Raw genomic sequence first — 20,427 nt, 5'->3', positions numbered from 1 at the left:
TCGCCCACCGCCGGGTTATCCGTTTCGGTGGCTCAAAGCCGCTTCGAGACGTAGGGGCCGTCCTGGTGGTATCCCAGCTTGTTCCGGTAGTACTCGCGCGCGCCGATCCCCGAGATGACGGCGACCTTCCGGTAGCCCGCGTCGCGGGCGAGTGCCTCGGCGCGTTCGATGAGCTTCCTGCCGTACCCCCGATGCTGCCAGTCGCCGTCACCGCCGAGCGCGACCTCGCTCCCGTACACGTGGAGTTCGCGCACCAGGGCGGCGTCCTCGAGCTCCCGGCGGACCGCGTCGGCCTCGGTGCCGGGCGCGCCGGGCTGGTCCGGCGCGAACGAGGGGAACCGCAGGCGACAGAAGCCGACGAGCAGGTCGCGGACGGGGTCCTCGAAGGCGATGAAGTGTTCCGTCCCGCCGCCGGCCTCGTAGGTCGTCACCGAGAGTTCGACGTCGTCAGGTTCGGGGTCGGCATCGTTGTGACCCACCTCGCGGGCGCGGATGTCCCGCTGGACGATCCCCTTCTCCTCGGCGCGCCGGTCCGCGAGCTGGCGGAGGTTCGACTTCCAGACGCCGCCGTCGATGAAGTCGGCGGGGATGTCGCGCTGGACGCGCTGGAGCCGCGTGTACTTCGGGATGACGTCCATGACCTCGGCGACGAGGTCGGCCGCCTCCTCGTTCGAGAGCGGCTCGAACTCGTCGTTGTGCCACCGGTCGTACACGCGGGTCCCGCGCACGACGAGCGTCGGGTAGATCTTGAGGTAGTCGGGCCGCCAGTCGGGGTTCTCGAACAGCTGGCGGAAGTCCTCGAGACACATCTCCCTCGTCATCCCCGGCTGGCCCGGCATCATGTGGAAGCCGACCTTGAACGCGGCGTCCCGCAGGCGACGGTTCGCGTTTCGGCTCGCCTCGTTACCGTGCCCGCGATGCATCTCGCGGTTGATCCGCTCGTAGGTGGTCTGGACGCCCACCTCCACCTTCGTCCCGCCGAGATCGAGCATGCGGTCGATCTGCTCGGGGTCACACCAGTCGGGCTTCGTCTCGAAGGTCGTCCCGATGTTGCGGATCGCGTTCGTCTCGTTCTCGGCTATCACGTCCTCCAGATATCGGAACTCGGTCTCTTCGGGGTCGGGGGCGAACGACTCGCCCTCGGCCGGTTCGGGCTCCGTCTCGAGGTCGTAGTCGTTCATCGCCTCCAGCGCACGTTTGACGAACCACTCCTGGTAGTCGTGTGAGCGCGCGGTCATCGTCCCGCCCATGAGGATGAGCTCCACCTTGTCGACCGGGTGCCCGATCTTCCGGAGCTGTTCGAGCCGCAGGGTGACCTGTCCGTACGGATCGTAGTCGTTCTGTTCGCCGCGGGCGGCGGCGGGCTCGTGGCCCGTGTACGACTGCGCGGAGGAGAACTCGGAGGCCGGCCCGCCGGGACAGTAGAGACACTTCCCGTGGGGACACAGCTTCGGCGAGGTCATGATCGCCACGGGCGAGACCCCCGAGGCGGTCCGGACCGGCTTCCGTCGAACCACCTCGATCACGTCGTCGCGGGCCTCCGGGGGGGCGTGTTCCAGGATCTCGGTGTTCTTCGGTACCTTCGGCGAGGAGAACTCCGAGCAGGCGTCGAGTTTCGCGGACTCCAGGTTCTCGCGGTCGACCTCGCCCGCGAGGATACGGTCGACGAGGCGCTCGCAGGCGTCCGCGAACGCCGCCGGCTCCGCACCCTCGGAGCGGGACTCGGAGCCGGCGTCGCTCGGCGCGTCGGTACTCATTGCTTCCAATTCGACGGGTTCCGGTGTTAAGGGTGTCGGGGCACGACGACGTCGTCGTCTCGCCACAGTCGACCGAACGGTCGGTGAGGGACGGTACCGGTCGAGGAAGGGCGGAACCTACCGGTCGAGGAAGGGCGGGGTGACGACCTCCGCACGCTTCTCGTCGCCGCGCACGACGACGCTCACCTCGGTCCCGGGCGCCGTGTACTCCCCGTGGAGGTACCCCAAACCGATCGGCTCGTCGAGGGTGGGGCTCATCGTGCCCGAGGTGAGGTGACCGATACGGGCCAGGTCGCCGTCGGTGACGGCGTAGCCGCCCCGCGGAACCCCACGATCGAGCAGTTTGACGCCGGTGAACTCCTCGGTCGGCCCGCCGTCGTCCCGCTGTACTGCGAGCGCGTCGCGGCCGACGAACTCCGTATCGAGGTCGACGACGAACCCGATCCCCGCCTCGTAGGGCGTCCGTGGCTCCCCCTCCGGGTCGAAGTCCTGACCCGACAGCAGGTATCCCATCTCCGTGCGTAGCGTGTCGCGCGCGCCGAGCCCGCACGGTTGGACGTCGAACGCCGACCACACCGCCTCGGCGTCGACCGCGGGACACATCACCTCGAAGCCGTCCTCGCCCGTGTAGCCGGTGCGCGCGACCAAGCTCGCGACGCCGCCGACCGTGGCAAGCGTTGCCTGGAACTTCGACAGGCCCGTGACCGCCCCCGGGGACGCAGACGCCTCGTCCATCGCGTCGACCGCTTCCGGCCCCTGGACCGCGACCATCGCCCAGTCGGCGGTCGCGTTCGCTACCACAGCGTCGAGGTCGTGCTCGTCGCGGTAGTCGACCCAGCGCTCCGTCGCGTCCCCGTCGTGACCGGCGTTCGGGACGAAGAGGTACGCGGGATCGCCGCTCGTCGCGTCCAGGTCGCCGTCGGTTTCGCCGTCGAGGTCCGACAGCGACGCGGCCGCGCTCCCGGCCTCGACGCCGTCTGGGAGCCGGTAGACGACCGTGTCGTCGAGCATGACCCCCTCCTCGTCCGTGATCGCGGCGTACTGGGAGTCGCCCGGATCGAGGGCTGCCACGTCGTTCGTCGTCAGGCGGTTCATCAGCGTCGTCGCGTCCGGGCCCGACACCTCGATCTCGCCCATGTGGGAGACGTCGAACGCGCCGACCGCCTCGCGAACGGCCGTGTGTTCCTCGCGGATCGAGTCGAACTCGACGGGCATCTGCCACCCGCCGAAGTCGGTGAACGTCGCGCCGCGCGCCTCGTGAACGCCGTGAAGCGGAGGAGTCAGTTCGCTCATACCGGCACCACTCCGGGACGAACCTAATGTCTTCTCATCGGAGGGGTCCCTGCCGACACTCTCAAGTCCGATCATCCCCCGAGACGACACGTGATCCGCCGTCCGAGAGAGCGGTTCGGACCCGCAGCCGTCGTCCTCGTCGTCGCCCTCCTCCTACTCGTGGGCACCGGCACCTGGCCCCCGCTCGTCGCCGTCGAGAGCGGGAGCATGGAGCCGTCGGTCGAGCGGGGCGACCTCGTCGTCGTGACGGCGGTCGACCGGTTCCCGTGGGACGGGCCGGTCGGAAGCGACGCTGTGGACCCGCCGACGAAACTCGACGGGACGGGGGACGTCGTCGTCTTCACGTCGCCGATCGATCCGAGCCGACCCATCCTCCATCGAGTCGCGTTCCGCGTGACCGCGGGGGAGGACTGGACCGATCGGGCCGATCCCGACCGCCTCGACGGTGCCGACTGCGTGGACATCGCTGCCTGCCCAGCCCCCTACGACGGATACGTGACCTACGGCGACGCCAACGGCGAATACGACCAGAGCGCCGGGATCGCCCCGATCGTCCACGAAGAACTCATCCACGCCAAGGCCCTGTTCTCGGTCCCCTATCTCGGGTTCCCGCAACTCGCCGTCGACGCGGCGGTCGGCCGGTTCGGGGTCGTGCCGGCCGGCGTCGGGATCGTCGCAGTCGTCTCGCTCGTCAGCGGGACCGGGGCGTTCCTCGTCGGCTGGGCGCGTGACGGCTGGCGGGGCCGGGTCGACCGTCGGTCCCGCGACGACCGCTAGCCGGGGACGACCGTGACTCGAAACGGGGGACGAAGGGAGCGTCGGGGCGGATCAGTCGTGGTGGTCGTCCCCGTCGTCAGCGCCACCACGGCTCCCGTTTCCCTCGTCGCCCCCGCTCGCGTCGTTCGACTCGGCGTTCCCGCGGTCGCCGGCCCCGCCGTCCACGTCGCCGTCGAGCGTTACCGAGTCGCTGGCAGCGTTGCGGAGGGCGTCCGATCGGCCGAACTCGCCGGGCGCGATCGCCAGCGTCCGGATGCCGTACCCGTTGGCCGTCTCCAACACCGGCTTGAAGTCGGTGTCGCGCGAGGCGATGGCGAGCGTCGCCATTCGCTCCTCGACTGCGAACCGGACGGCGTCGACCGCGAGCTTCACGTCCACGTCCCCGCTCGTCACGATCACCTCGAACCCGCGCGCCTCCGCCGCCTGTATCAGCCCCGGCGTGGCGTGTTCGTCGAGGTAGAGCCGGGTCGTCACGAGCCGTCCCGCTGCCTCCGCCGCCTCGCGAACGTCGTCGAGGTCGACGTCGAACTCCGCGCGCAACACGTTCGGGCCGTCGACGAAGAGCGCGACGCCGGCCCGACCCGAGCCGTCCCTCGCCGAGCCGTCCCGATCCGCGTCGTCGCGGTCCGCGTCGCCCCGACTGCTGGTCTCCATGCGACGTCCTCGGTGACCGCGGGAAAAAGGCGTGCTGATCCGCGACGGACGCCGTCCGCGCCGGACCACCTCCCCCGTCCCGAACCTAACAGACGGGCTTCGGGTTGACGCCCATCGACTCGAGCCGGTCGGTGTACTCCTCGTATGCCGTCCCGATCGCGCCGCCCGCGGCCTCGCGGGCACGTTCCCACACAGCCTCGTCGTCGCCACACTCGGCTACGAGCAGGTCGCTCGCCCGTTCCAGCTGCGCGTCGAGGTCGTCGCCCATCGACCGGAACAGCCCCGCAGTCTGCGGGTCCGCGTCGCCGACGAAGAAGCCGGTCACTTGGGTCTTCGACTTCTCGGCGGCGAGCGTCCGCCCGACGAAGCCGCCGAGCCGTTCGACGGTTTCGTCGAGCCCGCGGAGGTACGACTGGATCGCCGGGACCTCCCCGGGTTCGTGCTCGTCGAGCTCGCCGGCGACCGTGTCGTAGTGGGCCCGCTCCTCGCGGGCCGTCTCCGCGAACGCCTCGGCGACGTCGCCCGTCTCGGTCTCCGCCCACGACTCGTACGTCTCGGCGGCGTGGTGCTCGGCGGTCGCCGCGGCGGCGAGGACGACTTCGGGCTCCATCTCCCCTTCCGTGTCCGCGAAAAGCGACTTCGACGAGCCGAGCCGCGAGAGGGCGGTCTCGTTGTCGTCACGGACGGCTTCGATGAACTCCTCGGGAGTCATGCGCATCGGTACCGTCTCCGAGTAGTTGTATGCGACGGTCGGCGTCCGAAGAAGGGTTCGCGTTCGGGTCGTTCAGTCGTCGACTGTGAGGCTTCGCTACGCTCAGTCGTCGCTCTCGCGTCAACTCCTTCGCTACGCTCAGTCGTCGACTTCGCCCTTCTCTATCGGTGCACCGACCAGATTACCCCACTCGGTCCACGATCCGTCGTAGTTGATCGTGTCCTCGTAGCCGAGTAGCTCGTGGAGCGCGAACCACGCGACCGAGGAGCGCTCGCCGATCCGGCAGTAGGCGACCGTCGTCTCGTCACCGTCGATGTCGTACTCCGCGTAGATCTCCTTCAGCTCGTCGGCTGTCTTGAACGTCCCGTCGTCGTTCGTGACGACCGACCAGGAGACGTTCTGCGCGCCGGGGATGTGGCCGCCGCGCTGGGCGGTCTCGTTGAGTCCCGGCGGGGCGAGGACCTCGCCGCTGAACTCCTCGGGCGAGCGAACGTCCACGAGCGGGAGCCCGCGGTCGATGGCGTTCTCCACGTCCTCGCGGTACGCGCGGATGGACTCGCGTGGACCGGACGCCTCGTAGTCGACCGCGGAGTACTCGGGGACCCCGTCGGTCGTCGGGTAGTCGTTCTCGAGCCAGTACTCGCGGCCGCCGTCGAGCAGTTTCACGTCGTCGTGGCCGTAGTACTTGAACTGCCAGTACGTGTACGCTGCGAACCAGTTGGCGTTGTCGCCGTACAGCACGACCGTCGACTCCTCGGTGACGCCGTGGTCCCCGAGCAACGCCTCGAAGTCCGGTTTATCGAGGATGTCGCGGGTGGTCTGGTCTTGGAGGTCGGTCTCCCAGTTGAAGCCGATCGCCCCGGGGGCGTGGCTCTCGTCGTACGCCTCGGTGTCGACGTCGACCTCGATCAGTCGGAGGTCGGGGTCGTCGCTCTCGAACTCGTCGAGTCGCTCCTCGACCCAGTCGGCCGAGACGAGCACGTCGTTCGCGTAATCGTGATCGCTCATTACGACTCATCGTACGGGTCGGTCCCGTATATTACCCATCCCTCACGGCACGCTCGGCCGCTCCTCGCCGATCGCGGCAACATCTACCCGTTGGATCCGAGTCCGGAAGCGCTCGCCCGGAGGGGAGGGGTTAAACCGACGGCTCCGAACCTCGGGACATGAACGACCGGATCGTCGACGTCGACTGGCTCGCCGAGCATCTCGACACCCCGAACGTCGCCGTGGTCGACACCCGCGACGCCTGGGAGTACGGGGGGATCGGCCACGTCCCCGGCGCCGTCAACGTCCCGTTCGACTCGTTCCGGGCGGACGAACACGGCGCTGCCGAGGCCGGAATGTTGCCCGGCGCGGACGTCTTCGCCGGGATCGCCGAGTCCGCCGGGATCGACCCCGACGACGACGTCGTCGCCTACGACGACACCCACGGCGTCTTCGCGGCGCGGTTCCTCGTCACCGCGGAGCTGTACGGCCACGACCCGGCGAAGCTCCACCTGCTCGACGGCGACTACTCGGTCTGGAACCGCTCACAGCCGACGACGACCGACGAGCCGGACGTGACGCGGTCGACGTATCCGTCAGAGTTCCGCGAGGACGGCCCCCTCATCGACCTGGAGGCGATGACGGCCGCGGTCGACGACCCGCACGCGACCGTCGTCGACACCCGCGAGGAGTGGGAGTACGAGGAGGGACACGTACCCGGTGCGGTCCGACTGGACTGGCGGGAGCTCGTCGACACCGACGCGCGGACGGTCCGGCCCGAACCGGCGTTGCGGGAGCTGTTGGGTGCGCGCGGGATCGACCCCGACGATCGCGTGGTGCTCTACTGTAACACCGCGCGCCGGATCAGCCACACCTACACCGTCCTCCGCGCGCTCGACTACCCGGAGATCGCGTTCTACGAGGGGAGCCTGACCGAGTGGAAACGGGAGGGCGGCCGACTGGAGACCGGTGGTTCGGAGACGGGCGGGAGCGAGCCGTGACCGTGACTCCCGGAAACACCGGCGCCGCCCGATCGCGGAGTCCCGGACGGACTTGTTCGGGTGGGTTCGTTTAAGACCCCCGAGCGACAGGGTGACAGTATGAGCGAACAGCAGTCACAGCCCGACGGGGAGGACCGCTCCCGACGGCGCGCGGACGATTCGGACCGATTCGCTGGCGAGAAGGACGAGAACCTCCGGAGCCGGGACGTGACCGAGGGGGCCGACCGCGCACCTCACCGGTCGATGTTCCGCGCGATGGGCTTCGACGACGAGGACCTCTCCTCGCCGATCGTCGGGGTGCCGAACCCCGCGGCCGACATCACGCCGTGTAACGTCCACCTCGACGACGTGGCCGACGCCGCCCTCGACGGGATCGACACTGCCGGCGGGATGCCCATCGAGTTCGGGACGGTCACCATCTCCGACGCCATCTCGATGGGGACGGAGGGGATGAAGGCGAGCCTGATCTCCCGGGAGGTGATCGCCGACTCCGTCGAGCTCGTCTCCTTCGGCGAGCGGATGGATGCCCTGGTCACCGTGGCGGGCTGTGACAAGAACCTACCGGGGATGATGATGGCGTCGATCCGGACGGACCTCCCCAGCGTCTTCCTCTACGGCGGCTCGATCATGCCCGGGCAACACGAGGGTCGCGACGTGACGATCGTCCAGGTGTTCGAGGGCGTCGGCGCGTACGCCGAGGGCGACATGAGCGGCGAGGAGCTCGACGAGCTCGAGCGACACGCCTGTCCCGGGGCGGGCTCGTGCGGCGGGATGTTCACCGCCAACACGATGGCGTCCATCTCGGAGGCGCTCGGGCTCGCGCCGCTCGGGTCCGCCTCCCCTCCCGCGGAGGACGAGGAGCGCTACGAGGTGGCCGCGGAGGCCGGCGAGCTCGTCATGGACTGCATCGAAAACGACCGCCGCCCCTCCGATATCCTCTCGCGAAAGTCCTTCGAGAACGCGATCGCGGTCCAGACCGCGATGGGCGGGTCGACGAACGCGGTCCTCCACCTGCTCGCGCTCGCCGCGGAGGCCGACGTCGACCTCTCGATCGAGGACTTCGACGAGATCTCGAGGCGGACGCCGAAGATCGCGGACCTCCAGCCCGGCGGCTCCCGCGTGATGAACGACCTCCACGAGGTCGGCGGCGTTCCGGTCGTGATCCGCCGCCTCCACGAGGCCGGACTGTACCACGGCGACGCGATGACCGTGACCGGCCGTACGGTCGAGGAGGAACTCGCCGAACTCGAGGCGAACGGTGACCTCCCGGACGACGACGCGATCGAGGCGGACTTCCTCTACGCCGTCGACGATCCCAAGGAGGAGGAGGGGGCGATCAAGATCCTGAACGGGAACCTCGCGCCCGACGGCGCGGTCCTGAAGGTGACCGGCGACGACGCGTTCCACCACGAGGGGCCGGCGCGTATCTTCGAGAACGAGGAGGACGCCATGGAGTACGTCCAGTCGGGCGAGATAGCGTCCGGCGACGTGATCGTGATCCGCAACGAGGGCCCGACGGGCGGTCCCGGCATGCGCGAGATGCTCGGCGTGACCGCCGCCGTCGTCGGCGCGGGCCACGAGGAGGACGTGGCGCTACTCACCGACGGGCGCTTCTCGGGCGCGACACGCGGCCCGATGATCGGCCACGTCGCCCCCGAGGCGGCGGTCGGCGGCCCGATCGGGTTCCTCGAGGACGGCGACCGGGTCACGGTCGACATCCCGAACCGCGACCTCGCGGTCGACCTCTCCGAGGAGGAACTCGACGCACGCGCGGCGGACTGGGAGGCGCCGGAGCCGCCCTACGAGGGTGGCGTGCTCGCGAAGTACGGCCGCGACTTCTCCTCGGCGTCGATCGGTGCGGTGACGAACCCGCGGCTCACGCCGGACGAGTAGGGACGCGTCACCCAAACGTACCGGCGGTGCGTTCGGAGGATGTCTCCGACGAAGTCTGCAAAAGAGGGAGGACCACAATTGTCGGGGTGTCGTCGCCTCCCGGCAGGTTCCCGATTTACTCGAAGCCGACGCCGCCGTCGGTCTCCGCGACGTGAACCGACTCGGCGCGCCAGACGTTGCTCCGACGGCCCGCACGCGAGAGCTCCATCCGGACGACGGAGCCGGCCGGGAGGTCCGCGACGCGGTCGCGGGCGGTCCCGTCGGCGTAGTCCACGATGTGGTACGTCTCGTTGCGTGGGTGCGCACGTACTGCGGCGTGATCGTGATCGTTCTGTTCGGAAACGACGGTGAACTTGTTCGATGTAGACATCTTACTCTCCTATAACTGGAAACCCTACTTCAAGACTTCGTATAGTCACTCGGATGATTCGGGAGGTGCTAATAGGAATATAAGGCTCTGTTGGAATCCGCTTCTTCAGACAGATTCTCACCCGAAACAGCAGTAGATGAAAGCTACGCATTGAGTGGTGACCGTTCCACCAACCGATCTGTGTTCCGATGGTCAGCCGGGAGTTATCACACCATTCCGCGGGGAACCGTCCACGGACATATAAATCATAGTATGGAACCTGCAACGCTGCTCGTCATGTTCTCGCCACCACACTTCGAGGAGCTCCTCGAGCAACGCACCGAATTGATACCGGAGGAATTCGGGGACCTCGCCGCCGACTACGGAATCGAGCCAGGCAAGTGATCAGTGAGAGGAGCGATATCAACACCAATTGCCTTTCTTCCCTCAATTCTGTGGTTTTCACGAGTTTGGTAGCTACTCACAGGCAACACGGTAGGGCGATGAACAACAAACCGGGGAAACCTGGGTTACAGAGACAGTCTTCGCGCACCGCTCTGTGATGAATACGTGTTCTGTATCGGTCAGTCCGATATTGACATCCGTCGGGCAGTTTGTTGATACCGTGCTGAATAGAGAGCGCGTATGCAGCACAGAGCCCGTGGTCCGCAAATTCACTATGCTACACCGTGGTGAGAATCGAAAGTAACGTTAAATCAATAGCGTGCCAAATTGTTCACATGACCCGGACAATCAACTCGGTTCTCGTTCCGACCGACGGCAGTGAAGGGGCACAGGTAGGGGCACGGCGAGGAATCGATCTCGCTACCACGATCGGGGCCGATCTTCACGTATTGTCAGTGATTGACAGCCGTGAAATCGAACCGGATCTGATATCTAATGATCAGACCGAACGGGAGCAACTACTCGAAGAGGAGGCAGAACGGGCGGTGGATTCGATAGCGCGACTCGCCCACACGCATCTTTCTGGCCGCATTACTACCGCTGTCAAGTCGGGGATTCCATTCCAGACGATCAACGACTACGCCGATACTCACGACATTGATCTCATCGTGATGGGGTCACGAGGGCGGACAGGGTTCGAACGGCTTCTACTCGGGAGCGTTGCAGAACGGACTCTCCGGACCGCAAATGTCCCGATCGTCATGGTGGCCCCAGATGCGGACATCGTCGAAATCGGTGATCAGCTGTACGAAAACGTTCTCCTCCCGACTGACGGCAGCGAGGGAGCCGAACTCGCGATCGAGTGGGGGACTACTATAGCCGAAGTGTATGATGCGACGGTACACACGCTCTATTCTGTCGAAACGAGTCGATTCGGCGGCGTTGAGGGAATGGCAGAAATTCACGATGCACTCGAACAAACCGGACGGCAGGCACTTGAGACGGTCCAGGAGCGTGCCCGAGCAGCCGATATCAGTGTCACAGGAAATATCGCAAGCGGGCCGGCAGCACGCACGATCCTCGCCTACAGCGAAGAACACGATATTGACCTCATCGTGATGGGAACGCACGGCCGATCCGGCCTCCGACGATATCTTACCGGAAGCGTCACCGAGACAGTTGTCCGTAACGCATCTGTCCCGATCTGTTGTGTCCCGATGCGGTGACTCTCCTTTTCAGGCTAGCTCCGTCCGATTCGTCATTACGTGGCGACACCCGCGAGTATCACCGCTTTTTCGATGCCGAAAGCGTTCCTCGGTAGTACGTTTTAGGCCTTGATCACTCGGAACGGACCCTGCTGAATGTATCCTCTGTGTCGGTCAGCGGAACTCGGTCAGCAGACGAATGAAAGAATCGGTAACTGCAGAGCCTATATTCAACGGTTCCCCTGTATGAGAACCAACACCCATACAGGGACCAACTCACCGAAACCTCGTAACTCTGTCTAAACCGCAATTCTGGCTACACTCGGCTCTTTTCTCGCCAATTTGTAAAAATATCAAATATAGACACAGATCTGCCAAAGATTAATCAACATGGGAACTATGCGCTCACGCATGTCAGATTGTGACATGGCTGAGAAAGAAGTGGCAGATATCGATGAAGCGATGGCGGTTCTGGATGCGGCCCTCGAAGTTTCGGACGGCGCGATGGAGGAGACATAATGACGAGCCTGGCCGACATCGCCGGCGATGGCTTCACCAACGACTACCTCTGGGACCTGTACGAGGGACTGACTGATATCGGGAACCGGCTGACAGGCTCCGACGGCGAACATAAGAGTGCAGCGCTGCTCCGACGACGCTTCGAGAACGCTGGCCTTCGAGACGCACACATCGAAGAGTACGAGGCTCCGACGTGGGAGCGAGGCTCGGCGTCGCTCCGGGTCGACGGGAATATCTCACGAGCGTTCGATGGGAGTCACGAGATACTCGGGTTACCCGGGTCACCGCCGGAAACCGTCGAGGCAACAGTCGTCGACATCGGACCGGGACTTCCGGAATCCTTCGCCGACCACGACGTCGCGGGGAAGATCGTACTCGTCTCCAGCCAGAACCCGCCGGACTACGGACGCGCGATGAACCGTATCGAAAAGTACTGTTTGGCCGAGGAGCACGATGCAGTCGGCTTCCTCTACTACAACGACGTCCCCGGATGCATCACACCGACTGGGGCGATTGGATTCGCCCGCGACGGGACCGGGACGATTCCGGCAGCAGGGATCACGCGCGAAGTGAGCCGTCGAATCCTCCGTTGGCTCGAGCGTGACTCGATGACAGCAACACTTTCGATCGATGCGACCGTCGACCGTGGGACCTCGAAGAACGTCGAAGCGGTCGTTGGACCGGACACCGACCACGAGATCATCGTAAGTGGGCACCACGATGCTCACGACATCGCCGATGGGGCACGCGACAACGCAGCCGGAACCGTACTCGCTGCGGAAGTCGGAAGACTGCTCTCGAACGTCGACGATCTCGAAACCAGCGTTCGGATTATCGCCTTCGGTGGAGAGGAAACCGGTCTGTACGGGTCTCATCACTGGGTACAGACCCATGACCCATCTTCAGTGAAAGCGCTCGTCAATCTCGACGGAATTGGCTTCAGCCGGTCGCTCCGCCTCGGTGGCGACGAGACCATTGCCGAGGCCTTCCATTCCGTCGGCGACGAGCTCCACGTTCCAGTCGAATCCGAGCCCGGTCTCTCCCCATTTACGGACGCGTGGCCCTTTGGGCGTGAGGGTGTTCCGGTCGTCGTTGGCCGATCTGCGAGCGAGGGGTCCGGACAGGTGGTTCGGTATGGCCATCAGGAGTGGGGCCACACACACGCCGACACCATCGACAAAATCGACCAACGGGACATGCGCGACCTCGCGATTCAGCTCGCGGCCGGCGTTCGCGAGCTCTCGAGCGACGCGTACCAGCCGGAACACCGCACAACTGAAACTGTGCATGCCGAGCTGCCGGCCGCACTGAACGGGTATCTCGAGCGGTCGGGTCGTCTCGACCGGTACCTCTGACGTCCTCCCACGACTGAAGCGGTGACGTGTCACGGTCACAGGACGTGGTCACGACAGAGAGATTCCCGTCCGGTCCTCCCGCACGGGTGGGTTCTACAGGAAATCGAACGGCAACAGTTTGTCTCAAGGATAAGCGGAGAGCGAACGGGAGGATCCGGGACGGAAGACCCGGGCGAAAGCCTCACACGGTAGCGTGAAGTCGCCCTCGAGCGGGTCAGGTGTTACACTCGGCGAGCCACTCGCGGGCCCACTCGTCGATCTCCGCGAAGACGGGCGCGAGCGACTCGCCCTTGTCGGTGAGGCTGTAGTAGGTCGCGACGGGGGCGTCCTCCTCCATTCGCCTGTCGACGAACCCGGACTCCTGGAGGTCGTCGAGCACCCGCGAGAGGGTGCGGGCGTTCGCGTCGGTCTCGCGTTTGAGTTCGTTGAATCGTCGCTCGCCGTTCTGTAGCTCGTAGAGGACGACGAGCCGCCACTGCGAGCCGATCTGCTCGATCGAATCGACGATCGGACAGGGCGTGTCGGCGGTCGCGTCCGCGGTCTCTGGCGCCGGATCGGTTTCCGCGAGGTCCTGTGATGACATCGGTGTTACCTACTAACCTACTTGTCCGGGAAGCGATATATAGGTTGTGTTCGTACACGTAGTTACACGATGTTAGCTGAAATCACGACGCTACCGCTCCAGCTCGACGCGCCGTTCGCCGGCGAACTGTTCCTACTCGGTCGCCTGCTCTTCGGCGGCGTGCTCGCGTTCATGGGACTCAACCACTTCATGGACGTCGACGCGATGGCCGGCTACGCGGAGTTCAAGGGGCTTCCCGCGCCGCGCTTCTCGACCGTCGCCTCGGGCGCGTTGCTCGTCCTCGGCGGTGTCGGCGTCGCCGTCGGCGCGTTCCCCGTCCTCTCGGCGGGCGCGCTCACAGCCTTCCTCCTCGTCTCCGCGGTGACGATGCACGACTTCTGGAGCGTGAAGGACCCCGAGGACAGACAGAACGAGATGACGGGATTCCTCAAGAACCTCTACGGCGCCGGCGCGGCGCTCGCGCTGCTCGCCGTCGGCGGGACCGTGTGGCCCTACGCGCTCGGGATCGGACTGTTCTAGGCGCGCTCGCGGTACCCGATCCGACCGCCTCGCACCGACCGACCACCTCGTACCGACTGGCCGCCTCGTACCGACCGGCCGCCTCGTACCGACCGGCCGCCTCGCACCGACCGGCCGCTCGTCGCTTCACGGGAGAACTCGATCCCTTCCCTGCCAACGCCTTTGACCGTGGACGTCCACGTGCGGGTATGGGAGACGCGCCACCGACCACCGGATTACACCACGTGACGAACATCTGTACCGACATGGAGGAGACCGTCGCGTTCTACGAGGACGTCCTCGGCTGGCACACGGTCAAGCGGACCCAGAACTACGACGACCCCGGGACGCCGCACTACTACTTCTCACCGACGCCGGAGGGCGAACCTGGCACGAACGTCACCTACTTCGAGTACCCGGACTCGCGGGGGACCCCCGGTCCGGGCGCGAGCCATCACTTCGCGTTCGGGGTGGCGGACGAGGAGACGCTCCGCGAGTGGCAGTCGTACCTCCGCGAGCAGGACGTCAACGTGAGCGAGGTGAAGGACCGGACCTACTTCAAGAGCATCTACTTCAGCGACCCCGACGGACTCGTCTTCGAACTCGCGACCGGCGGACCCGGGTTCACCCGCGACGAGGAGGAGCCGGGCTCCGAGGAGATCGACCCGTTCGAACGGGGCTACGGAAACTGAGCGGTCCCGTACCTTATACAATATTAAGTATCGGTATCCACCCCGTCGAAGCGTTAATACGTGAATTCGCGCTATCGGGTTCAACGATGACCGACGCCGACCGCGACACGATGAAGGACGTCTCACACACCGCTCCGAACGACACCTCGGCGAGGGCGGTCTGGGAGCGAGGACGAGGACCGGTCGACGAGGAGGAAGAAGAGGAGTAGTTACCCCTCATTCTTGACGTCTCCGCTCTCCACGTCTCCGCTCTCCACGTCTCCCGCCCCGTCGTTCGGCTCGGACGGTTCCCTCGGCGTCGATTCGGTGGGCGGCTCCCGCCCGACCATCGCACGCAACGAGGACCACGCCTCCGTCCGTCCGGCCCCCTTCGAGAGCTGGACCCCGTCGAAGGCCGCAGCCGGGTGTCTCGTCTCCGGGCCGAGGTGGTCCATGTGGGCAGCGAGCCAGGTGAATACGCCGCCGAAAACGGTCAGGATGGCGAACGAGAGCCACGACTGTATCGCCGAGAGGTTAGCCGCGCCGACCGCGACGCCGGCGACCACGTAGACGAACGCGAGAAAGACGAGAAGCACCGTCACCGTCGCGAGCAGGTCGTTGACCGCGGTCACCCGGGCGTTGTAGTCGATCCACTCGGCGTAGCTACGGAGCAACCGCTCGTCGAACCCTGCCCGCGTCGATCCGGGGAGGTCCTCGCGTCCGGCCGGCTCGCCGTCACCCCCGGCCGTTCCGTCGGCTCGCGCTCGCTCGCGTTCGGCCGCGATAATCGCGTCCACGTCCGCGATGGTCAGCCCGCCACGGAGGTCCGACGCCGTGTATGTGACCGCGGCCAACCCGGTGGAGACGAGCAGGAGCACCCCGCTCGCCAGCGTGAAGGGGTTGAGGAACCCGCCGAGGTCGAACTCGGTCTGGACCACGATCGACCCGCCGGTGACGACGATCCCGATGAGAACGAGGTTGGCCTTGAGGATCTCGATGGCCTTGGTGTCGATCTCGCGGAGCCGCTCGACCTGGTAGGTGAAGGTCGTCCGGAGCTCCTCTCGGGCGGTGGCGGCGACCGCGGGGTCGACATCGACGACGGCATCGAGGTCGTCAACGGGATCACCTCCGTCCCCCTCTCCCCCCTCGGACATACGGATCCCGTTCTCGAAGGGGTACCGTAAGGCTACCGCCGATACCCGTCGGTCGTCGCGCCAGGGGGTTCGTCGCGCCAGGGGGTTCGTCGCGCCGTGTGACATCGGCCTCGCTTTCCACACCTCTACCCGGAACCGAACGACGATCTACCACGCCCGCGCCGACCCCGAGGACCCCGACGTCACCCAGCTGGCTCGCACGTTCGCCACCAACGTGGTGCTCTAGGCGAGTTCGACGGCTACCGGGCACACGGCGACGCTTGGGCCGGCGACTAGGCGGCCGGGCGAAGACGGTGGGCGATCCGAGGGCCCCGGACGTTCTCGCGGTTGATACCCGCGGGCGTGGGTTTAATTCAGTCCCCGATAGAGCCGAGCCCATGATCGCGGTCGCGGGCCTCGAGAAGACGTATGGTGGGTTCTCGGCGGTCGTCGACAGCACGTTCTCCGTCGCGGAGGGCGAGGTGTTCGGGATCGTCGGCCCGAACGGGGCGGGCAAGACGACGACGCTGAAGGTGCTCGCCGGGCTGCTAGAGCCCACCGCCGGCTCGGCGCGCGTCGCGGGCTACGACTCCACCGACCCGGCGATGCGCCACCACCTGGGCTTCCTCCCGGAGGAGTCGCCGCTGTACGAGGAGATGACGGCGAACTCGTACCTCCGCTTCTTCGCCGACCTCTACGAGGTGCCCCGGTCCGTCGCCGACGAGCGGATCGAGCGCGCGCTCGACCGGCTGGACCTCGACCACCGCGACCGCCGGCTCGGCGACGTCTCGAAGGGGATGAAACGGAAGGTCGCCATCGCGCGGTCGCTGGTGAACGACCCCGACGTGTTGGTGTACGACGAACCCGCCTCGGGGCTCGATCCCGTGACGACGAACTCGGTGCTGGAGTTCACTCGCGAGCTACGGGGGGCGGGCAAGACGGTCGTGTTCTCCGCTCACAACCTGTATCACGTCGAGTCCGTCTGTGACCGGGTCGTCATCATGAACGAGGGCCGGATCGTGGCCCGCGGCACCGTCGACGAGATCCGCCGGCGACACGGGGAGACGACCTACCACGTGTACACCGACGTACGACCGGCGATCGACGCGAAGGCAGGCGACGGCGACACGGCCGACGTCGAGGTGGCTGACGTCGGAGACTCGGAGGCGGTCGGCGACCGCTATCGTACGGTCGTGCCGTCGATGGACGCGGTCGATCGGGTGCGGACGGCCGTCACGGACGCCGGCGGAACCGTCGTCGACATCCGCACCCGGGAGCCGAGCCTCGAGGACGTGTTCCTCGACCTCGTGGGGCGACCGATGCCGGGGCGTCGGGGCGGGGCCGGGACTGAGGAGGACGACCGCAGGGACCGGCCGGGAACGGAGACGGGCGAGGGGGCCGAGTGATCCGACGCGCGAGCCGTCGGATCCGGCGAGTCGTCGGCCGATCTCGGCGCGTCGCCCGTCGCGCTCGGCTCGTCGCCCGGGTCGCGAGGTGGGAGGCGTCGCGGGCGGCGGGCGGGGTCGACCGGCGAACGCTTCTGACCGCGCTCGCGCTCCTGGTCGTCGCAGGAGGCGTTCTCAGCGCGGGGGTGGCCACCGATGTCGTCGGGCTCGACGTGGAGCGGGACGTCTACCGGGTCGGCGTCGATCCGGGCTCGCCGTACGCGGACGCGGTCGAGGCCGACCCCGCACTGACCGCCGTGCCGGTCGAAAGGGCGACGCTCGGGTCAACGGCTGACCTGATCGTTCGGGGGGTCCGTGCCGATGACGGCGGCGACCCGGCCGGCGTGGTCGTCCGCGCGGTCGACACGCCCAAGGGGGAGGCGGCGGCCGCGTCGTTCCGGGAGGCGGTAGAGGCCCACAACGAGCGGCTGATGAGGGCGGAGTCGAACGGGACCGCGGCCTTCCCAGTCGCCGTCACGCTCCGGTACGCGAGCCGCGGCTCGGCGCTCGACGACGGGGCGACGGTCGGCGGGACGTCGGACCCGAGCGACGGCGGAACCGACGGTGCCGGTACCGAGGACGCCGACGGAACTGCCAGCGACGACGGTTCGTCCGATTCCGGTGCCGTGGAAGAAAGCGGATCCGACGGCGACGACGACAGCAGTGTTGACGGCAACGACGGCAGTGTTGGCGACGGTGACGGCGACGACGGCGGCGACGGGGACGGTGGCTACGGTGACGACGGGGCGGGTGGCGACGGCGGCGATGGAGCGAGTGACGACGGAGCGAGTGACGACGGCGGCGACGGGGACGGTGGCGACGGCGACTCGTGGGCAGTCGGCAACGACGGTGGCTCCGTCAGCCTCGCCGTTCCCTCGCTCGGTGGCGGGGCGTTCGGCGCGGACTCGACCGGGTCGCCAGGTTCTATCACGCCGCCGTTCCCGTTCGCGTCGCTCGTGTTGGCGTTCGCGTTCCTCGTGCCGATGAACTTCCTCGCTCAGGCCTACGGCTCCTCGGTCCTCGACGAGCGGACCAACCGGCGGGGCGAGCCGCTCCTCGTCACCCCGCTGTCGCCGACGGAGATCGTCGCGGGCAAGACGCTCCCGTACGTCGCGGTCGCGGTCGCGGTCACCGCCCTGATCGCGGTCGTCGTCGGCAGCGGGCCGGTCTCCGTGCTCGCGGTACTGCCGATCGCTTTGACGTTCCTCGGTGCCACCTTCGTCGGCGCGGTGTTCGCACGGTCGTTCAAGGAGCTCACCTTCGTCACGGTCGCGGTGAGCGTCCTCCTCACCAGCTACGCGTTCGTCCCGGCGATATTCACGAACGTGACGCCCGTCGCGTTGATCTCGCCGCTCACGCTCGTCGTCTTCGACCTCCAGAACGAACCGGTGTCGGTCGGCGAGTTCCTGTTCGCGACGGGACCGACGACGGCCACCGCGGTCCTCTGTTTCGGGCTCGGGCTCGGCGTGTACCGCGAGGAGGACCTGTTCACGCAGAAGCCCGTGACCCGGAAGTTCCTCGACGCGCTCGCGGTCCGGCTCGCTACGGTCGGCGAGGGGGTCCGCGAGTCGCCGCAGACGGGGATCACGGCCCGGGTCCCGGGGCGGGTTCGTGGGCTCGTCGCGGTCGCGTTCCTCACCGCGTGTACGATCCCGTTCGTCTTCGTCGCGGAGCTACTCACGGTCGCGGTCCTCTTCGCGCTACCGATCACCGTCTCCGTTCCGGCCCTGCTCATCGTCATCGCGTTCGTCGAGGAACTCGCGAAGAGCGTCCACCTCTACGCCGGGTTCGAACGCGGCGTCCTCGCCCGGACCGACCGGGTCGCGGTCGCGGTCGGGCTCGCCTCCGGGTTCGGCTTCTTTCTCGCGGAGAAGGCGACCGCAGTCGTCCAGGCGGTCGGGCTCACGGAGCTGTACGTCGGTCGAGCCGCGTTCGGCTCCGTCGCGGGCGTCTCCGGGCTCCCGCCGCTCGTCCTCGTCGGGCTCTTCCTCGCACCGCTCGCGCTCCACGGGGCCACCGCGTCCCTGTCGGCGGTCGGCGCACGGCGGGATCGGACGTACTACGCGCTGGCGCTCGTGGCTGGGACGCTCCTCCACGCCGCGTACAACGTCGGGGTGGTGAGCCTCCATGGGTAGCCGGCTCGTCGTGGCCCGCCGGGAGATAGCCGGGCTCCGCGCGGAGAAGACGATCCTCCTCGCGATCGGGATCCAGCTGTTCGTCGCGGCGTTCTCCTCGTTCCTCGTCGTCGGGCTCGTCTCGATGTACGACCCCGGCGCGCTCGACGGTGCGGAGGTCGAGGTGGCGGCCACCGGCGACGCGGTCGGGGGGCTCGAGCACGCTGCCGCGGAGGTGCCCGGCGCGTCGGTGACGCGCTACGAGGACCCCTCCACGGCGCGCGAGGCCTTCGACCGCAACGCTGTGGACGCGGTCGCGATAGCGACGCGCGACGACAGGGGCGGGATATCGGTCGCGGTGACCGCGCCGGACGCCACCGTCGAGACCACGGTGATCGTCGTCCAGCTCCGGGACCTGCTTCGGACCTACGAGCGCCGAGAGCGCGTCGAGCGCGCGGATTCGCTGACCCGACGGCCGCTTCCCGTCCCCGATCCGACCGACACCAGCCCGTACTACACGTTCACGTACACCGTGTTGATCCCGGTGTTGGTGTTCCTGCCCGTGTTCGTCTCCGGGTCGCTCGTCGTCGACTCGATCACGGAGGAGGTCGATCGGGGAACGCTCGAACTCCTGCGGGTCGCGCCCGTGACGACCGGCGAGATCGTCGACGGCAAGGCGCTCGCTGCGGTCGCGATCGCGCCCGGCCAGGCGCTGTTGTGGCTGCTGCTTCTCGAACTCAACGGAACCCCGGTCGCCAACGTTCCGGTCATCCTCGCGTTGATGACCGCGCTGACGACGCTGGTCGTGGGGCTCGCTGGGGGGATCGCCGCCGTCGCGCCCGATCGGCGGGCTGGACAGTTCCTCTACTCGATCGCCGTGCTCGTGTTCTTCGGCGGCGCGACGGCGCTTTCGGGCGGTCCCGCGAACACGGTGGCACGGCTCGCGATCGACAGCGCCGATCCGTCGACGACGCTCACGGTCGTCGCCTACGTCGGACTCGCTTTCGTAGCGTACCTCGGCGTTCGGCGGTTCGTCGCGGTGAACGGGTTCGACGGGTAGGCCGTCGGCGGAGCGC

20 protein-coding genes and 1 pseudogene are annotated in these 20,427 nt (G+C 67.1%); 13 read left to right on the top strand and 8 right to left on the bottom strand.

The annotated features are described in order from the left end of the window. Positions 1-32 precede the first annotated feature (32 nt). Positions 33-1,757, bottom strand: a complete 1,725-nt coding sequence (locus DQW50_RS07985) for a tRNA uridine(34) 5-carboxymethylaminomethyl modification radical SAM/GNAT enzyme Elp3 (protein WP_112078759.1) — start codon at positions 1,755-1,757, stop codon at positions 33-35. A 117-nt stretch (positions 1,758-1,874) separates the two neighbouring features. Beyond that, a complete protein-coding gene (locus tag DQW50_RS07980; RefSeq protein ID WP_112078758.1) occupies positions 1,875-3,050 on the bottom strand; it encodes a glycine cleavage system aminomethyltransferase GcvT in 1,176 nt (391 codons plus the stop codon). A 90-nt stretch (positions 3,051-3,140) separates the two neighbouring features. Here DQW50_RS07980 and DQW50_RS07975 point away from each other — a divergent pair, with 90 nt between their 5' ends. Further along, entirely contained in the window at positions 3,141-3,827 is a 687-nt protein-coding gene (locus tag DQW50_RS07975) for a S26 family signal peptidase (protein WP_112078757.1), read from the top strand. A gap of 51 nt (positions 3,828-3,878) precedes the next feature. On the opposite strand, the gene DQW50_RS07970 is transcribed toward DQW50_RS07975, so the two are convergent. The 3 genes from DQW50_RS07970 to DQW50_RS07960 all read right to left on the bottom strand — a co-directional run bounded on the left by DQW50_RS07970 (position 3,879) and on the right by DQW50_RS07960 (position 6,201). Next, a complete protein-coding gene (locus DQW50_RS07970) occupies positions 3,879-4,481 on the bottom strand; it encodes an NYN domain-containing protein (protein ID WP_241964378.1) in 603 nt (200 codons plus the stop codon). An 85-nt stretch (positions 4,482-4,566) separates the two neighbouring features. Further along, entirely contained in the window at positions 4,567-5,193 is a 627-nt protein-coding gene (locus DQW50_RS07965; RefSeq protein WP_112078756.1) for a rubrerythrin family protein, read from the bottom strand. Positions 5,194-5,331: 138 nt separating this feature from the next. Further along, positions 5,332-6,201, bottom strand: coding sequence for a sulfurtransferase (locus DQW50_RS07960; RefSeq protein WP_112078755.1), 870 nt, complete (start codon positions 6,199-6,201; stop codon positions 5,332-5,334). 158 nt (positions 6,202-6,359) lie between these two features. On the opposite strand from DQW50_RS07960, the gene DQW50_RS07955 reads away from it, so the two are divergent. Further along, positions 6,360-7,181: a sulfurtransferase gene (locus DQW50_RS07955; protein ID WP_112078754.1), complete on the top strand. Its 822-nt coding sequence runs from the start codon at positions 6,360-6,362 to the stop codon at positions 7,179-7,181. Between the two features lie 99 nt (positions 7,182-7,280). Beyond that, positions 7,281-9,074 carry a dihydroxy-acid dehydratase gene (ilvD, locus tag DQW50_RS07950; protein ID WP_112078753.1) on the top strand — a complete coding sequence of 598 codons (1,794 nt, stop codon included), beginning with the start codon at positions 7,281-7,283 and terminating at the stop codon, positions 9,072-9,074. Positions 9,075-9,189: 115 nt separating this feature from the next. Here ilvD and DQW50_RS07945 read toward each other — a convergent pair whose 3' ends face one another. Then, positions 9,190-9,444: a hypothetical protein gene (locus DQW50_RS07945; RefSeq protein ID WP_112078752.1), complete on the bottom strand. Its 255-nt coding sequence runs from the start codon at positions 9,442-9,444 to the stop codon at positions 9,190-9,192. 252 nt (positions 9,445-9,696) lie between these two features. On the opposite strand from DQW50_RS07945, the gene DQW50_RS18625 reads away from it, so the two are divergent. From DQW50_RS18625 to DQW50_RS07935, 3 genes are all read left to right on the top strand, one after another. Then, positions 9,697-9,828 carry a hypothetical protein gene (locus tag DQW50_RS18625; protein ID WP_255417628.1) on the top strand — a complete coding sequence of 44 codons (132 nt, stop codon included), beginning with the start codon at positions 9,697-9,699 and terminating at the stop codon, positions 9,826-9,828. A gap of 335 nt (positions 9,829-10,163) precedes the next feature. Beyond that, positions 10,164-11,054, top strand: a complete 891-nt coding sequence (locus tag DQW50_RS07940; protein WP_112078751.1) for a universal stress protein — start codon at positions 10,164-10,166, stop codon at positions 11,052-11,054. Positions 11,055-11,551: 497 nt separating this feature from the next. Next, positions 11,552-12,907: a M28 family metallopeptidase gene (locus DQW50_RS07935; protein ID WP_112078750.1), complete on the top strand. Its 1,356-nt coding sequence runs from the start codon at positions 11,552-11,554 to the stop codon at positions 12,905-12,907. A gap of 214 nt (positions 12,908-13,121) precedes the next feature. Here DQW50_RS07935 and DQW50_RS07930 read toward each other — a convergent pair whose 3' ends face one another. Next, positions 13,122-13,490: a helix-turn-helix domain-containing protein gene (locus DQW50_RS07930; RefSeq protein WP_112078749.1), complete on the bottom strand. Its 369-nt coding sequence runs from the start codon at positions 13,488-13,490 to the stop codon at positions 13,122-13,124. A 69-nt stretch (positions 13,491-13,559) separates the two neighbouring features. On the opposite strand from DQW50_RS07930, the gene DQW50_RS07925 reads away from it, so the two are divergent. The 3 genes from DQW50_RS07925 (at position 13,560) to DQW50_RS18620 (ending at position 14,889) form a co-directional block, all read left to right on the top strand. Beyond that, positions 13,560-14,009: a DoxX family membrane protein gene (locus DQW50_RS07925; RefSeq protein WP_112078748.1), complete on the top strand. Its 450-nt coding sequence runs from the start codon at positions 13,560-13,562 to the stop codon at positions 14,007-14,009. Positions 14,010-14,197: 188 nt separating this feature from the next. Beyond that, positions 14,198-14,680 carry a VOC family protein gene (locus tag DQW50_RS07920; RefSeq protein WP_112078747.1) on the top strand — a complete coding sequence of 161 codons (483 nt, stop codon included), beginning with the start codon at positions 14,198-14,200 and terminating at the stop codon, positions 14,678-14,680. Between the two features lie 86 nt (positions 14,681-14,766). After that, positions 14,767-14,889, top strand: a complete 123-nt coding sequence (locus DQW50_RS18620) for a hypothetical protein (RefSeq protein ID WP_255417627.1) — start codon at positions 14,767-14,769, stop codon at positions 14,887-14,889. Here the strand turns inward: DQW50_RS18620 and DQW50_RS07915 are convergent, their stop codons facing one another. Further along, complete coding sequence (locus tag DQW50_RS07915) at positions 14,890-15,813, bottom strand: hypothetical protein (RefSeq protein WP_112078798.1); 924 nt, start codon at positions 15,811-15,813, stop codon at positions 14,890-14,892. It lies immediately after the preceding gene. Positions 15,814-15,892: 79 nt separating this feature from the next. Here DQW50_RS07915 and DQW50_RS18445 point away from each other — a divergent pair. The 4 genes and pseudogenes from DQW50_RS18445 to DQW50_RS07895 all read left to right on the top strand — a co-directional run. Next, a pseudogene (locus tag DQW50_RS18445) lies at positions 15,893-16,036 on the top strand (deacylase); the annotation flags it as partial. A gap of 154 nt (positions 16,037-16,190) precedes the next feature. Beyond that, positions 16,191-17,198 (top strand): ABC transporter ATP-binding protein, encoded by a 1,008-nt coding sequence (locus DQW50_RS07905; RefSeq protein WP_112078746.1) that lies wholly within the window; start codon positions 16,191-16,193, stop codon positions 17,196-17,198. Continuing rightward, a complete protein-coding gene (locus DQW50_RS07900; RefSeq protein WP_394338581.1) occupies positions 17,198-19,372 on the top strand; it encodes a PrsW family intramembrane metalloprotease in 2,175 nt (724 codons plus the stop codon). Before DQW50_RS07905 ends, DQW50_RS07900 begins: the two co-directional genes overlap by 1 nt. Beyond that, positions 19,365-20,411, top strand: a complete 1,047-nt coding sequence (locus tag DQW50_RS07895; protein ID WP_112078745.1) for an ABC transporter permease — start codon at positions 19,365-19,367, stop codon at positions 20,409-20,411. The genes DQW50_RS07900 and DQW50_RS07895 overlap by 8 nt, the downstream gene beginning before the upstream one ends. Positions 20,412-20,427: the final 16 nt, after the last annotated feature.

Source organism: Halorubrum sp. 48-1-W (assembly GCF_003287355.1).
Classification (GTDB): Archaea; Halobacteriota; Halobacteria; order Halobacteriales; family Haloferacaceae; genus Halorubrum.
The sequence above is the reverse complement of the archived record's forward strand: the minus strand, read 5'-3'. Positions and strand labels throughout refer to the sequence as shown.